The sequence below is a fragment of the Mucilaginibacter sp. OAE612 genome (assembly GCF_041806395.1).
In the GTDB taxonomy this organism is placed as follows: domain Bacteria; phylum Bacteroidota; class Bacteroidia; order Sphingobacteriales; family Sphingobacteriaceae; genus Mucilaginibacter; species Mucilaginibacter rubeus.
Map to the genome: position 1 here is coordinate 3,033,357 of NZ_JBGMUW010000001.1, position 16,477 is coordinate 3,049,833.

At 42.7% G+C, this 16,477-nt stretch carries 8 protein-coding genes; 2 read left to right on the forward strand and 6 right to left on the reverse strand.

Annotated features, from left to right (window positions below):
- Positions 1-42 precede the first annotated feature (42 nt).
- Complete coding sequence (locus ABID99_RS12645; protein ID WP_090525388.1) at positions 43-447, forward strand: hypothetical protein; 405 nt, start codon at positions 43-45, stop codon at positions 445-447.
- Between the two features lie 65 nt (positions 448-512).
- Complete coding sequence (locus ABID99_RS12650; RefSeq protein ID WP_373613906.1) at positions 513-6,119, forward strand: alpha-2-macroglobulin; 5,607 nt, start codon at positions 513-515, stop codon at positions 6,117-6,119.
- Positions 6,120-6,239: 120 nt separating this feature from the next.
- Here ABID99_RS12650 and ABID99_RS12655 read toward each other — a convergent pair whose 3' ends face one another.
- From ABID99_RS12655 to ABID99_RS12680, 6 genes are all read right to left on the reverse strand, one after another.
- Entirely contained in the window at positions 6,240-8,009 is a 1,770-nt protein-coding gene (locus ABID99_RS12655; protein WP_373613907.1) for a glycoside hydrolase family 9 protein, read from the reverse strand.
- A gap of 251 nt (positions 8,010-8,260) precedes the next feature.
- Positions 8,261-8,851, reverse strand: coding sequence for a porin family protein (locus ABID99_RS12660; RefSeq protein ID WP_176624508.1), 591 nt, complete (start codon positions 8,849-8,851; stop codon positions 8,261-8,263).
- Between the two features lie 172 nt (positions 8,852-9,023).
- Positions 9,024-10,454 carry a TolC family protein gene (locus ABID99_RS12665; protein ID WP_373613908.1) on the reverse strand — a complete coding sequence of 477 codons (1,431 nt, stop codon included), beginning with the start codon at positions 10,452-10,454 and terminating at the stop codon, positions 9,024-9,026.
- 13 nt (positions 10,455-10,467) lie between these two features.
- Entirely contained in the window at positions 10,468-11,145 is a 678-nt protein-coding gene (locus ABID99_RS12670; protein WP_176624504.1) for an ABC transporter ATP-binding protein, read from the reverse strand.
- A 362-nt stretch (positions 11,146-11,507) separates the two neighbouring features.
- On the reverse strand, positions 11,508-13,910 hold the full coding sequence (locus ABID99_RS12675; RefSeq protein ID WP_373613909.1) for an ABC transporter permease: 2,403 nt from the start codon (positions 13,908-13,910) through the stop codon (positions 11,508-11,510).
- A 99-nt stretch (positions 13,911-14,009) separates the two neighbouring features.
- A complete protein-coding gene (locus ABID99_RS12680; RefSeq protein ID WP_354482629.1) occupies positions 14,010-16,406 on the reverse strand; it encodes an ABC transporter permease in 2,397 nt (798 codons plus the stop codon).
- Positions 16,407-16,477: the final 71 nt, after the last annotated feature.

The window sequence follows — 16,477 nt, forward strand, 5'->3', positions numbered from 1 at the left end:
CCACTCACCTAATCAGCCTAATTAACCCAATCAACCAAAAGAATGAAAAAAGACCTGCCCGAAAATAATGTAAAGGATATTGCTATCGCGGTAGCATTAGAGAGCGAGAGCGTGGAAAGTAAGGTATGGTATGTATATCTCATTAACCTTAAAAACGAGCCGATCGAAAACGTGCTCATAACCTCAAAAGGCTATGGGGAAAAGGACGGCGAACAGGTAAAAACCTCTACCCTGAGGCATATGATCCCTGTTGTTGACAGCAAAGCATATAAGCTTATTGAGCCTATTGATGAGCAAACCTTCGGCCTTAATAACGAATATTGGCTCAGCTATTATATAGGCAAAGACATTTTCGACAAGAAATTTATATTCCTTCCTGAAAGTATTGTGGAGATGAATTTTATCAAGATCCCGGTTTTAAATAAGCCCGGGGTTATGATAAAATAATTTTCGCTTTAAATTATTTATTGTCATAAATTTCATAATTTACCTGATAATAAATAAACCTATTCATGGAAAACGGATACAATCAATTCCGCAAACGCCGAACCTTAATCACTGTTGTCACTACCATTGCTCTTGCATTACTCATCGTATACCTGGTAGCTCATGGCCATAAAAAAACAATAGTTGATCCTGCTTTCAGCAAGTATATCGAGTCGTATACAACTGGTGTTATTTCCAAACAGAGCCCCATTCGTATCAGGCTGGCCAATGACGTGCAGGTAACGCACCAACAAAATGAGGAAATAACCGAAGATCTTTTCAACTTTTCACCGGCTATAAAAGGAAAGGCTATTTGGACGGATGCACGAACCATCGAGTTCAGGCCCGATGAAAAGCTCGACCCCGGTAAAAACTATACTGCCGATTTTAAATTGGGCAAGCTTATTGAAGTGTCGGATCATTTTGAGCACTTTAAATTTAATTTCCAGGTTATTAAGCCCGATTTTACGGTTTCATTTGTTGGCATGCAAACTGCAAGCAGCACTTCAAACACCGAAATGAAACTGACTGGCGATGTTCAAACAGCCGATGCAGAAGATCCATCGGCTGTTGATAAGATCCTCACACCCAACTACGCATCTCCGGTAAAAATAAACTGGGAGCATGACGCTGCCCACAAAAACCATCATTTTACCATAGCCGGCTTAACCCGTATCGCAGGCAAAGCCAATCCACTTACTATTAAATGGGATGGCAGCAGCATTGGCGTAGATAAAAAAGGTAACCAGAATTTTGAAGTGCCCGCCATTGGCGATTTTAAGGTACTGAATATCCGCGCTGTGCAGGACAATGATCAGTATGTTGAAGTACAATTTTCGGATAATATTTTGGTTGGCCAGGAGCTTAACGGGCTTATCACAATCAATAATATAACTGATCCTGCTTATAGCATAGATGGCAGCCTGGTCAAAGTTTACGCACCTGATCGTTTGCAGGGGGATTACACCATATCGGTGAACGAAGGCATTAAAAACACGCTCCTTAAAAGGATCACGAAGGGTTATACCGCTAATTTATTCTTTGAAAATCGTTTGCCTGCAGTTACTATCCCCGGCAAGGGTGTGATCCTCCCCGATTCGGGCCGCATTATGATGCCGTTTGAAGCAATTAACCTGAACGCGGTTGATGTCACCATCATCAAGATCTACGAAAACAACGTACCTCAATACTTTCAAAGCAATGGTTTTGACGGCAGTGCCGAATTAAGGCAGGTTGGTAAGCCAATAGTGCAAAAAACTATCCGCCTGGATAATGATAAAGGTCTTAACCCGCACAAGAAAAACCGCTTTATGCTTGATCTTGACCAGATGATCCGAACTGAACCCGGCGCTATCTATCGCGTGGTAATCGGTTTCAGGCGATCGTACTCGTTGTTCAACTGCAAGGTTTATAGCGGTAAAGTTCAAAAAGATAACGGTGATAGTGACGAAGGCGAATACTATGGCGGTGAATACAGCGACAATTCATCAAAAGTAAGCGACGAGGACGACGACTTCTGGAAACGCTACGACAATTACTATCCCGAAGGGTATAACTGGCAGGAACGCGACGATGCGTGCACAGATTCGTATTATAGTAAGCAACGCTGGGCTACCCGAAACATCATATCCTCAAACATTGGTCTTATTGCCAAACGTGGCAATGATAACAGTATGCTGATAGCTGTTACTGATATACTTAGTGCCCAGCCGATGAATAACGTGGATTTGGAATTACTTGACTACCAAAAACAGGTGATTTACAAAACAACCAGCGACGGCGATGGGCTTGCCAAATTCGACCTGAAGCGTAAACCGTACCTGTTGGTAGCCAAAAAAGGCGTACAGCGCGGTTACCTAAAGCTGGATGACGGAAGCTCTTTACCTCTGTCAAGATTTAACGTTGGCGGTGAAGAAGTGCAGAATGGCCTCAAAGGATTTATTTATGGCGAACGCGGCGTTTGGCGCCCTGGTGATTCTATTTATACATCCTTTATTCTGGAGGATAAATTAAAAACTCTTCCTGCCGATCACCCTGTTGAGTTTGAATTATATGACCCAAGTGATAAGCTTTACAGGCGCATTACCCAAACCAAAAGCTTAGATGGATTTTACAGTTTCCATACAGCGACGGAAACCTCGTCCCCTACCGGTAACTGGACAGCTAAGGTTAAAGTTGGAGGCGCTACTTTTGAGAAAAAAATAAAAGTTGAAACCATAATGCCTAACCGGCTTAAGCTTAGCTTGTCTTTCGGCGGGGCTGCTGAATTGACCAAAGGAAACAACGCCAATGGAAAACTAAGTGCACAATGGCTTTTTGGTGGTGCGGCCCAAAACTTAAAAGCCAAAGTTGATGCTTATTTATCGGCACAGAATACCAACTTCAAAAAATATAAGGATTATGTTTTTGATGATCCTACACTGGCCTTTAATACGCAGGTTCAAACCGTTTTTGATGGCAAGCTAAGCGAAACAGGCACGGCCGATGTCGATGCCAATGTAAATGTGGAGAAACAGGCCCCTGGGCAGCTTCGTGCGAATTTCCTGGTTAAGGTATTTGAGCCGGGCGGTAATTTCAGCATCAACCAGGTGAGCATGCCTTACAACGTTTACCCAGGCTACGTAGGGATCAAGACACCTGAAGGCAGTGACTTATCAGGTATGCTTGTTACCGATAAAGATCATTTAGTTGACATTGCCGATGTGGACGTGAATGGAAACGCCCTGCCGGGTAGCCGCGATGTGCAGGTTGAACTATATAAGGTACAATGGCGCTGGTGGTGGGACCAAACCGGCAATGAAATGAGCAACTTTACGCAGGATAAATACAACAAGCTCATTAAAACCGAAAGTGTAAATCTGACCAATGGCGCAGGGAAATGGAAGCTGCATATCAACAAAGCCGACTGGGGCCGCTACCTCATTAAAGTTAAAGACGAACAAACCGGACATTCAACCGGTAAAATCATTTATGTGGATTGGCCAAACTGGTCGGAAAGGTTACAATCCACCAATCCTACCGAGGCCGCGATGTTATCTTTCACTTCAGATAAACCTGCTTATAAAGTTGGAGAAGAGGCAACTTTGACCATTCCAACAGGAGAAGCGGGTCGAGCACTGATTAGTTTTGAAAACGGCAGCAAGGTTTTAAAAACAACCTGGATAGATACGAAAAAGGGACAAACCCGATATACATTTACTGTTGATGGAACAATGGCACCGAACGTTTTTGTTAACGTTACCCTGCTTCAAAAACATTCGCAAACGGTTAATGACCTTCCTATCCGTATGTACGGCGCCATTCCGCTGCAGGTCGAAGATCCAGAAACGGTCCTGAAACCGATCATCAGCATGCCTGATAAGATCAGGCCGGAAACACAGTCGGCCATTACCGTATCCGAAGCATCGGGCAAGGAAATGACCTATACCATTGCTATTGTTGATGAAGGCCTGCTTGATATCACCAATTACAAAACGCCGAATCCACATGATACCTTTTATGCTCATGAAGCCTTAGGCGTAAAAACCTGGGACCTGTTCGACTATGTGATAGGCGCGTTTGGCGGAGGACTGGAGCGCATTTTAAGCATCGGCGGCGACGGAAACCTCGGTACCAACAAAAATGTATCTGTAAACCGTTTTAAGCCTGTTGTGAAATTCCTTGGGCCTTTCCACCTCGATGCTGGTGAAAAGCAAACACAACGCTTTATATTGCCGCAATACGTGGGTTCTGTCAAGGCAATGATAGTAGCCGGGCATAACGGTGCTTATGGCATTGCCGAAAAAGCTGTAGCAGTTAAAAAGCCTTTGATGATCCTGGCTACCCTACCGCGCGTACTTGGCCCATCCGAAAGCATTCAATTGCCGGTTACAGTATTTGCTATGGAGAACAATATCAAAACCGTTAACATACAGGTGCAAAGTAATGCCTTCAGCAATTTGGGCGGTAATAATCAAAAGACTCTCACTTTTGACAAGCCCGGTGACCAAATGGTAACTTTTGATTTAAATGTTAAGGATTTTGTTGGCGTAGGTAAAGTAAAAATAATTGCCAAAAGCGCTTCGGAAACAGCTGCTTATGATGTTGATCTTAACGTTCGCAACCCTAATCCGCCGGTTACCCGCATTATTCAGAAAGAGCTTGCGCCGGGCGAAGTATGGAATACCGATTATCAGCCGGTTGGCATCAACGGTACTAATAAAGCCACGCTTGAAGTAGCTTACATCCCGCCATTGAACCTTTCAAAACGTTTGGAGTACCTGATTGAATATCCGCATGGCTGTGTGGAACAAACCACATCATCGGCGTTCCCCCAGTTATACCTGAACCAGTTGCTTGACCTTTCACCAAAACAAAGGGCCGAAACCGACCGGAATATTAAATCTACCATTAACAGGCTCAATGGCTTCCAGGTACAGGGTGGTGGTTTAAGCTACTGGCCTTATGGCGGCGAAGCCGATGAGTGGGGAACCAATTATGCGGGGCATTTCATGTTAGCGGCACAGGCAAAAGGCTTCAGCATGCCGATAAGCTTTATTGACCGCTGGAAGAAATACCAGAAAGAAAAGGCCCTTAGCTGGGCGCCACGCAAGCAACCATATTATTACGAGGATGACCTTACCCAAGCCTACCGCTTATATCTGCTGGCACTGGCCCGCTCGCCCGAAATGGGCGCAATGAACCGACTGCGTGAGTTTGCGTTGCTGAGTGATGCAGCGGCCTGGCGACTTGCAGCGGCTTATAAGCTTGCAGGACAGCCCGAAGTTGGTTTAAGAATGATTGCGAGATTATCAACTACCGTTAAACCATACAATAGTCTTTATGGCACTTATGGATCTGATTTAAGGGATGAGGCAATGATACTGGAAACCCTTACCCTGTTAGGCCAAAAACAAAAAGCGGCCGGATTGGTGCACACCGTTGCTGCGCGTTTGTCACAGGATGATTGGTACAGCACCCAAACTACAGCATACTCGCTGATAGCATTGGCCCAGTTTTACGGGCAAAACAAACCTGCAGGCAAACTTGAATTTAACTATGCAGCAGGAAGCGCCAAAGCCACCATTAGTACAAGTTCATATTTATGGCAAGGGGCGCTGGCCGGCAATGGCAGTAAAGTATACCTTAAGAATAACAGCAATAACAAACTGTACATTAGGCTGATACAAAAAGGACAGCCATCATCAGGGCAGGATACCAAATCAATCCTTAACCTGGATGTATTACAGATGCGTGTCGGTTATTTCTCGCTTAAAGGTAAGCCTATTGACCCATCATCATTAAAACAAGGGACCGATTTTGTAGCACAGGTAAACATCAAAAACCCCGGTAAACGCGGCAGGTACGATAACCTGGCCCTCACCCAGATTTTTCCGTCGGGCTGGGAGATCCTGAATACCCGGCTGCTTGGCGACGAAGCGTTTAAATCATCACCATCTGATTACCGCGACATCCGTGATGACAGGGTGAACACATATTTCAGTTTATACGAAGGGCAGGAATCAACCTATTATGTAATGCTTAATGCAGCATACACCGGTAAATATTATTTACCGGCTATTTATTGCGAGGCGATGTATAATAACCAAATCAGCAGCTTATTGAAAGGACAATGGGTTGAGGTGGTGAAGTAACGATAAATTCAAACTTACGAAGTTTTAGAGACCTCGTAAGTTCTTAAAAAACAAAAAGCGCTTCTATTTAATTCTGGAAGCGCTTTCTTTTTACAGATATGGGCTAATGTTTCATTATCTCTAAGGTTGGCTTGCTAACTTTTGTTGCAAAGCCTCTAACGCATTAGCCAGATAAGCCAGCGGCGCATTCCAGTTTATGGCTATTTCATTGGCGGCGTAAGCGTGCTCATCATCAATATAAGCCTCATCGGGCACTTTTGACGGCACTTTGACACCATCCTGCATACCAGGATTGGGGCCGCCAACAAGCAGGCCTGGTATTGGGTCAACTATACCGTCAGTTGCAGAAGGCCTGTGGTGCGGATGCATTGGCGTTTTAGTACCATACCCTGTTACAAAGGAATAACCCGTGCCGTTACGGCCAAGCAGGTAGTCAAGATTTGCTAAAGCATAATCCAGGTATTTTTTATCGCCCGATAACTTGTAAGCCTGGATAAGCAGAACTCCCTCGTTTGCGGCCTCGGATGTGCTGCCCCAGCCAAAACGCCTGGCGGATTTAGTCATCACTGTCTGATAAGCGTTTGAATCAACCCCATTAATCATATCATCGGCCGTGTTGATAAGCCGCTTCCTTATTTCCGGTAACGCGGGGACGGTTTTCCCTGTTATATAATTTTTGATCAGCGTATAATACCCCAACAGCCTAACCTGCGACCATGTAGCTACCGGCATCCGGCTATCAGGCAAAAGATTAATATTTTTAAGATAGTCAACCTCACCGGTGCTGACTGTCAGCTCGGATGCCGCCCAGATAAACTCGTCGGTAAAGTTATTATCGCCATAACCGCCTGTAGTGATCTTCGGTTCAAACTTTTGGTTCATTTCATCCTGCCGGTAGGCGACCATCGGATTTTTACCAGCCCAACTCCAGGCTTTTTGAGCAGCATTGATACATGAATCGGCTAAGCCCGGTAGCTCGTTAGGATACTGTTTAAAAACGCGGGAAGCTTGCGCCATAACAGCGGCAAAATCAAGCGTGGCCGCAGTACCTTTTTGTACCACATAACGTGGCGATGTGTCTTTATCGGGCATTTCAAACTTATCAAAAGCAGCATTGGTAAGCTTATGGTATACGCCGCCATCGGCGGGATCCTGCATAGTCAGCATCCAACGCAGGTTCCAAAGCACCTCATCCAAAACATCCGGAATTTTGTTGCTGCTTTCGGGGATATTAAGGTTAACTGTTTTCATGTAAGCGGGAAAATCCTCATATAAAGAAAGCAACGTACTTGTTGTAATACCACTGTTCACAATATACTTGTTATAATCGCCGGCATCATACCAACCGCGCGGTGATGAGATTATTGAGCCAGCCTTCCGCCCTTCACTTTCGGCAGATGGATGGATTAGTACAACAGTATCGGGATGACCTTCGGCCCGCTGCCATTTGCCGGCATACTTTTCGGGTAATGGTGTGCCCGAGCGCATAAAATAATAGGCTTTGAGAGCAGCGGCTGCCACAGCTTTATGAACCGAGACTTTAATTTGAAAGGGATAAGAATAACCTGCAGAAGGGACATAAAGCACATACCTGCCGGGTTTGCCGAACGTGGTAAAGTCGGCAAATTGAACAATATGACCGGCGAAGTTTGGTTTAAGCGATGGCTTAAGCTTACCGGTAAATACTGTTTGCTTTTGAATGGTTTGGATAAAAAAATCCCCCCCTCTGTCACTTAAAACAATGGCCTTTTTAATGGCACCGGGGTAAAAGCCAATTTGATTGAGGCGGATAGGCCTCGAAGTTGTATCGGTTTGAGCAGAAGCATTGTTTCCTATCAGCGATAGCGCAAACAAAAATTTGTAAAATGAGATTGAAAGGTATTTTTTCATCTGCCCTGAATTTTAGGAAACGTCCGAAACCCGCGTTTAACCAGATAACTGGCGCATAAATGGCAGATAAATATAGGTGTGAATTGTACAATAAGTATAATACTATTCTATCAAATAAAAGCTAAAATATAATACTATATATGCAATCGATTGCGTAACTTGAATAATAGGAAAGTTTATACTCCGATCTAACGCAAAAAAGACCCGCTGTTACCGGCAGGTCTTTCAGTATTTTTTGAGGGACTGGGAAATTATAACGAGAACAATTTATAAGCTACAGCAAGGCTGAACAAGCTAACACGTGTGTGTGAATTATCGTTGCCATAAGCTATCTTATTTAAACCACCTTCGTAACGAAGATCGATAGACAGGCTACTGATATCAACACCTGCACCTACCTGTATTGCGTAGTTCGCATCTTTATATCTTAACGCTGTTGCATCATTAAATGCATCCCTATCTCTTCCGGTAGTAAATGAAAGCACCGGCCCACCATAAAACCTTCCACCTAAACCTAAGGCACCAACTTTAGCACCTACAAGCAATGGAACGTCAAAACTTTTAAAGCTTTGTTTATTTGAAACACCTCCATTATTTACAGTTACGCTTTTATTAGTATAATAAAGTTCGGGTTGAAAAATTAAGCCCAGGCCACCTATCCGTGCCCATGCACCGGCCTGGTAGCCTGCTTTATTATCGTTGTTAAAAACGCCGTTTGAGGGAAATGTTGAATAGTTTAAACCGCCTTTAAGGCCGAAAGAAAAGCTCGGGATTACCTGGGCTTTTGAAACGCCGACTGACAGTAAAAAAATAGATAAGGAGAGTAAAATTGCTTTTTTCATTTTTTTTAGGTGTTTGAATGAGGTATTAAGTGTCGGCAAACCTTATTGTTTGCAAAACCGCTGCTAAATTAGAAATATCCGGCTAAACCCAACTGATAATTCAGTAAAGTATAACCGGATATTTAACTTATAATCTTTAATAAAAGTATAAGCTTTGGTAGTCTTATCGCATTTACAACGCTAATTTGCCCTGGTAATAATCAAGTATTTTGTTATAAATATAACAGTCATACCGGGCATTGATCATGTTTATCTTTGATTTATCAAGGTTATTTTTCGCTACTACATAATCAACCGAGGTTAAAACACCCGCATTGAACCGTATTTCGGCAGTACGAAATGATTCGGCATAAGCTTTAACCTGCTCAAGGAGCACAGTATACCTGTTATAGGCCGATGTCATGTTAAGATAAGCCTGTTCAACATCTTGCTTTAGCTTAATTTTAGTATTTTCTTCTATGTATTTATAATTGAGCAAATCGATCTTTGCTTTCGCCACTTTATTGTGATTTTGGAAATAATTTAAGATCGGGATCTTTAGGCTTACACCAAACTGTGTACTGTAATTATTTTTAAACTGGTCATAGTAGCCGATATCTTTATTTACATAATTGGCCTGCGTAGTTAAAACTGGTTGCTTACCACCTGGCGTATTTATAAAGTTACCGGTATTTACAGTCGATGAATCGGTGAACACTGAGCTTTGCGCAGCGCTTGAGTAATTGGTATACAAACCGCCATATAACGAAACATTTGGCAGCAAAGCCCCTTTAGCTACACTAACAGCCTTTTCGGCACTTTGCCGGCGAAGCGTGGCGGCTTTAACTAAGGCCAGTTGCTGCAACGCTGTATCGTAAACCTGATCGGACGTGAGCGCAGTTTGATTTGAAACGTCCTGTGCGTTAATGGGCTGCAATACAATATTTTTATTATATGGGATATTAAGTATTTGTAATAAGCTCAGTTTGGCACTTTCCAACGCGCTGTTAGCCGCAACAACGTTCAACTTGTTATCGCCCAGTGTACCCTGCAAATCATATAGATCAGATGGCAATTTATTAGCACCATCCTTTTCTAAAACAGTTAGCCTTTCAACCTGCTTTGCCGAAACATCAACCTGGTTTTTAACCTGTGCCAACAATTCCGTATTATCCAGTACAAGCAAATAGGCAGTAATCACATTTATAGTAACCAGATCTTTAGCCTGCTGCAAATCCATTTTACCGGCCTGGTAAGCCAGCGAAGTTTGTTTGATAGCATTTACGTTTTGTAAACCACCAAAAAGCGTAAGGTTTGATTCGAGACTGTAGTTGCCGTAAGTTAATGATTGATTTACATAGGTATTTGTAAAGGGGTTAATATTACGCCCCTGGTTTATACCGTGGTTTATATTAGCATTTAAAGTTGGCAGCATGTTTTCTTTAGCCTGCATAAAATCAATGCGGGCACTTTGGGCCTTTAATTCGCTTTGCTTTACATCAAGGTTATTTTTTATAGCAATATCAATGCATTTCTGCAACGAAAGGGATGTATCAGACTGGCCAAACGCTTTTGCCGACGACAACGTAACAAGACCGAGAAATAGTAATTTATAGTATCGCATTTTATTATTGAGTTCAGAGTTTTCTTGATGAATCGATCCTGCCATCCAGCAGATCGATAATGCGCGAACCGTATTCGGCATTTTTTTCGGAGTGGGTAACTTGTATAATGGTCACACCATCTTCCTTATTCAGCTTACGGAACAGTTCCATAATCTCCTCCCCTTGTTTTGAGTTGAGGTTACCGGTTGGTTCATCGGCCAATAACAATTTTGGTTTTGCAATAAGCGCGCGCGCTATGCCCACAAGCTGCTGCTGTCCGCCCGATAACTGTGCCGGGAAAAGATCTTTTTTGCCAACAATGTTAAAGCGGTCGAGCATATCGGCAACCATGGCTTTACGCTCAGCGCTTTTAAAATCCTGGTAAATAAGTGGGGTTTCAATGTTTTCATAAACGGTAAGCTCGTCAATTAAATGATAAGCCTGGAAAACGAAACCAATATATTGCTTGTATAAAGCCGAGCGTTGTTTTTCTTTAAGCTGATGCACCGCATGACCTTCAAAATAATGGTAACCGTCTGATGGTTCGTCGAGCATACCTATGATATTAAGTAATGTTGATTTGCCCGAACCTGAAGGGCCCATGATCGAAATAAATTCGCCCTCGTCAACCTCAAGGCTAAGATCATTAAGAATGATGTTTCTGTTGCCCCCTACCTGGAAATACTTTGAAATATGCTGCAGTGATAACATTTTTAGTTATTGAATTAGTTTGTTAGTAAATAAATGAGTTAAACAATAATACTCATCATTTTGCGATTAACATATCAATAACATACCAAAGTTATATCTAATTAATTATCAACATATTAAATCATCTTATCAAAACATGACTGTACGCTTATGTAACAAGATGCGTTCGGTTATGATACAGTGTTTTTTTGAGGCGAAAGGTTAAAGGTTTTTTTTTATCGTAACCAGGTAGTGGCCGCGGGATCCAAAACTTCGGTGCTCTACAGGGCTTAATTAAAACAAAAAGCTGAAAAGGTACTTTTAACATTACATCAACGTTAATAAACCTTTCAGCTTTCGCCTATTACCTTTCACCTAAATAATCAATCTCCAGACCGCAAACTCTTAACCGGGTTAGCAAGCGCGGCCTTAAGTGATTGCACACTCACGGTAATAAAGGCGATAAGTATGGCCACTGTGCCTGCAGCTATGAATACCCATATTTGTATGCTGATCTTATAAGCAAAGTCCTGCAGCCACTTGTGCATGACATACCAGGCTATTGGTGAGGCGATGATAACCGATATAATTACCAGTTTCAAAAAATCGCCTGAAACAAGTTTCACTATACTGAAAACGCTTGCACCTAAAACCTTACGTACCCCAACTTCTTTTACCCTTTGCCTGGTTGAAAATACCGCCAGGCCAAATAAACCCAAACAGGAAATAAAAATTGTAACCAAAGTAAACGCAGTTAGTATTGAACCTATGCGCTGCTCAACCTTATACATGTCATCAAATTCCTGGTCGAGGAAGTGATATTCAAACGGTGTGGCCGGGTTAAAGGCGGCCCATTTCTCTTTTACTGCAGCTATGGTTTTACCAATATTATTTCCAGAGGTTTTGACGAGTATTTTACCAAAATAATCTTCAGTAAACATTACAATTGGGGTAACTTCCTGATGCAGGGATGCAAAGTTGAAATTTTGTGCAACGCCCCTGACTTCGCCAGTACGGCCGTTTAGCCCAATGTGTTTGCCTATCGCTTCTTCGGCTTTCCAGCCCAAAGCTTCAGCAGCCTTTTCATTGATGATAAAACCATAATAGCGCTTGTTTTGATCGGGATCGGTAGCGCGTGTTTCATCGGCATTAGTAAAATCTATGCCTTGAACCAGTTTGATGCCGAGTGTTTTCAAGAAATTCTTTTCTACCGGCAACGCGGTTACCGAAAGATTATAGTCGCTGTTTTTGCCATCGGCCTTGTTAATACTATATCCGCCGTGAACATCAACCGGCGAGTCATACGACGCGGTAGCACCAAGCACTCCCGGCAATTGAGTTACCGCATTATTAAATGATTGGACCTCTTTTAACGATTCGCCACCAAGATCCAGTACCATTACCTGCGACCGGTCGATACCAATATTCAAATGCTGAATGTATCGCAGCTGGCTGCCGGCTATAACCGTACAGATCATAAAGAACACAGATACAACAAACTGAACTATAACCAACGATCTGCGTAAAGCTTTACCACCAGTTGTATTTGTAAGTTTTCCCTTTAAAGTGACGATGGGGTTAAATGAAGATAAATATAGCGATGGATATGTCCCAGCTAAAAAAGTTACCGCTACAAACAGGGCGGCCACGGCCATGACAAGCCATGAAATGTTCCATGTTTGAAAACCCAATTGCTGCCCCGAAAAATCACTGAACCATTTAAAACTTACATCGGCTAAAAACAAACCACCTAACAGCGATACCAGGGTGATCATCGCCGACTCAATAATGAACTGAACAAAAAGCTGGGTACGGGCTGCGCCCATTACCTTTCTTACCCCTATTTCGTGGCCACGCTCTATAGCTTTAGCAGTTACCAGGTTCAGGAAATTTACGCAAGCCAGCAGCAATAAAATAACAGCAACCGCACCCAAAATGTAAATGTATTTGATATTGCCGGATGGTGTTAGCGGGTATGTAGCCGCCGATTTCAAGTGAACATTAGTCAAAGGTTCAAGCTTGAACCACATTTTATGCCCCTGCCTAAAATCATCTTTAAACAGCTCGGCTACGTAGTTGTTCATTTTTTGCTCAACCGAGGCCATATTAACACCCGGTTTTAACAGCAGGTACGAATAATCATTAGCCGAATCCCATTTGCGTGTTTTAGCATGTTCTAAGCCGGCATAGGAGCCGATCATATCAAATTTGATCTGCGAGTATTCGGGCACATCTTCCACCACACCGCTAACCATCATGTTTTGCTTGTTATTAACCTTCAAAACCTTGCCTACGGCATCCTCGTTGCCGAAATATTTTTTTGCCGTAGAAGCGGTGATCACCACAGCCGACGGGTCTCTAAGCGCGGTAGCGGCATTACCTTTCAAAAACTTAAAGCTGAAGATCTTAAAGAAAGGCTCATCAGCTAAAAAGAACCGTTTTTCGTTAAATAATTTGTCCTGGTATTGCACCGGGTTGTTATACCGGTAAATCCGTACACCATCCTCAATTTCCTGTAATTGCTGTTTAAATACGGGCACAGGCGCAGTTGGCGTTACCGATACTGATTTAGCTTCAGCATCGTCTGATGATTTATAATTATAAACCACACGGACTATCCTATCGGCTTTTACATGAAATCTATCGTACCGTAATTCATTTAACAGGTCGGTAGCCAGCAATATAAAGCAGCCTATTCCAACTGCCAATCCCGCAATACTTATGAGTGAAGTAACCTTGTTAACAACCAGGTTACGCCATGCTGTTTTTATATAGTTTTTTATCATAAACTCCTCCTAACCTCCCCAAAGGGGAGGAATTGTTATATCTTTTATAAGCTTTGATTTTTTTTAAAGCCCTCTCCTTTGGAGAGGGTTTGGGTGAGGTTACTCGCTCCTTAAACTCTTAACCGGGTTAGCTACCGCCGCTTTAATTGCCTGGAAACTTACCGTTGCAAAGGCAATAACCAGCGAAGTAAGCCCGGCAATACCAAATATCCACCAACTGATATCAATACGATAGGCAAAGTCCTGCAGCCACTTGCTCATGACATAAAATGCGATAGGCCAGGCAATGACATTGGCAATCAACACTAGTTTTACAAAATGGCCCGAAAGCAGCATCACAATGTTTTGTACCGATGCCCCCAATACTTTGCGTACTCCGATTTCTTTGATTCGTTTTTCGGCTGAGTAAGATGCAAGGCCGAACAGCCCCAAACAGGATATGATAATGATAAGTCCAGCTAAGATACTTACTACGGTACTTATTTGGTTGTCAACGCTGTAAACTTCTTTAAAATGATCATCAAGGAATTGGTATTCAAAAGGCACACCCGGAAACTCTTTATTCCAGGTTGACTGGATGAATGCTACCGCTTCCTTAGCCCTGCCGCCGTTGATCTTAACTGACATTTGGTTAAACCCTTTACCATTTACCAGGAACAGCGTTTCAATTTTATAATGCAGGGAATTGAAATTGAAATCCTTGGCTATTCCGGTAATCACGCCCAACGAATCAAAACCAAATCTTTGCCCCAATAAGGATTCCATATTTTTCCCTTTATGATCTTTCAACAACTCCTTAGCCAGCGCTTCATTGATGATATATTGTTTCCAAACCGCAGAAGTATCGGTAGAAAAATTTTTACCCATCAGCAGTTTGATCTTATACAGATCAAGGTAGTTATTATCAACCACCAGCAATGTTGAAGTAAGCTGGCGCAACGGCGAATCACCAAGTTTAAATGAGATACCTGTTTGGTCAAGGTGGCTACCCAAAATATCCTGCGATGCAGTAACTCCCTGCACCATCGAGTTGGAAAGCAACTCCTGTTTAAACAAATCATATTTGTTTTGCGGGATCAAACCCAAAGGAACATTAACAATCTGATCGCGATTAAAACCGGGATCTTTTTTCTGCATAAACTTAAGTTGCCTGATAACCAAAACCGTAGCTATCATTAAGATTACAGCACTCGTAAACTGGCCAACAACCAAAATATTACGCAGTGGCACCTTATTACCTCCTGCTGAAGTTAAAGCCCCTTTTAATACCTTGACCGGCTGAAATGACGACAGAAAGAGTGCAGGATATATACCGGATATAATACCGACAAGCACTGTGCTTATAAACACCACTCCGATAAGCATTTTGTTATCATGCAGCGGCAAACTGATATCGCGCTGGCTCAAACTATTGATAAACGGAATGGCAAGGGTCACCAAAACACATGCAAAAACTAAAGCTATCAGGGAAAGTAACACCGTTTCGCCCAAAAACTGCATGGCCAGCTGAATACGCCCTGCACCAATAGACTTGCGTACGCCAACTTCTTTTGCCCGCTCCGATGACCGCGCGGTTGAAAGGTTAATGAAATTAATACAGGCTATTACCAAAACAATGATCCCTATAACTGTAAACAGGTTGGTGATATGTTTATCAAATTTTTGATAGTTGATATAATCCAGCCCTATATCAGCCGAGTTAGCGTGAACATCTTTCAGGGATAACAAGAATAGCTCATAATTTTTAGGGCCGTCTTTACCTTTATATTTTTGAAGATAGGCTGGAAACTTCTTTTCAAGCGCCGCTACGTTGGTACCAGGGGCCAGTTCAAGATAGGTATTTAACCAGTTGCCGCCCCAGTTGGTAAACATCCATTTCTTATAAATACTGCTGAATGAAAACAGGCAGTCAAACTGCAATTGTGAGTTTTTGGGCACATTAGCTAATATACCGGTAACCGAATAAGTTATGGTATCCTGTCCGTAATTGGTTACGGTTTTACCTATCGGGTCGTCATTACCAAACATGCGTTTGGCTGCATCTTCTGTTAATAAAACACTGCGGGGTTTTAACAAAGCGGTCGCCCGGTCCCCCCTTAACAGTTTAAAATCAAACATCTTTAAAAAAACCGAGTCTACAAAGAACACCTGTGGCATGTACACACGTTTAAGGCCGTTGTTGAGCGGAAACTTTTGTTGCCAGCGGACACGCGTAAAGTTTTTTATTTCCGGGAAATCGGCTTTAAGCGTTGGCCCCATAGGGAACATAGATAAGGCAACTTTTTGTGTGGCGCCCATTCCCTCAAACTTTTGCACCTCGTTTAAGCGATAGATGTTTTTAGTATGCAGGCTATCAAAGCTTTTTTCGTAATAAACAAACAGCACGATGACGATACAAGCTGCCATACCTACAGCCAATCCAAAAATGTTAATAGCCGAAAAAACCTTGCTTTTCCAGATATTCCGCCAGGCGGTTTTGAAGTAATTTTTTATCATTTACCCCTCCTAACCTCCCCAAGGGGGAGGAATTATTAATATTGATTAATTAGTATCACTTAAAGCCCTCT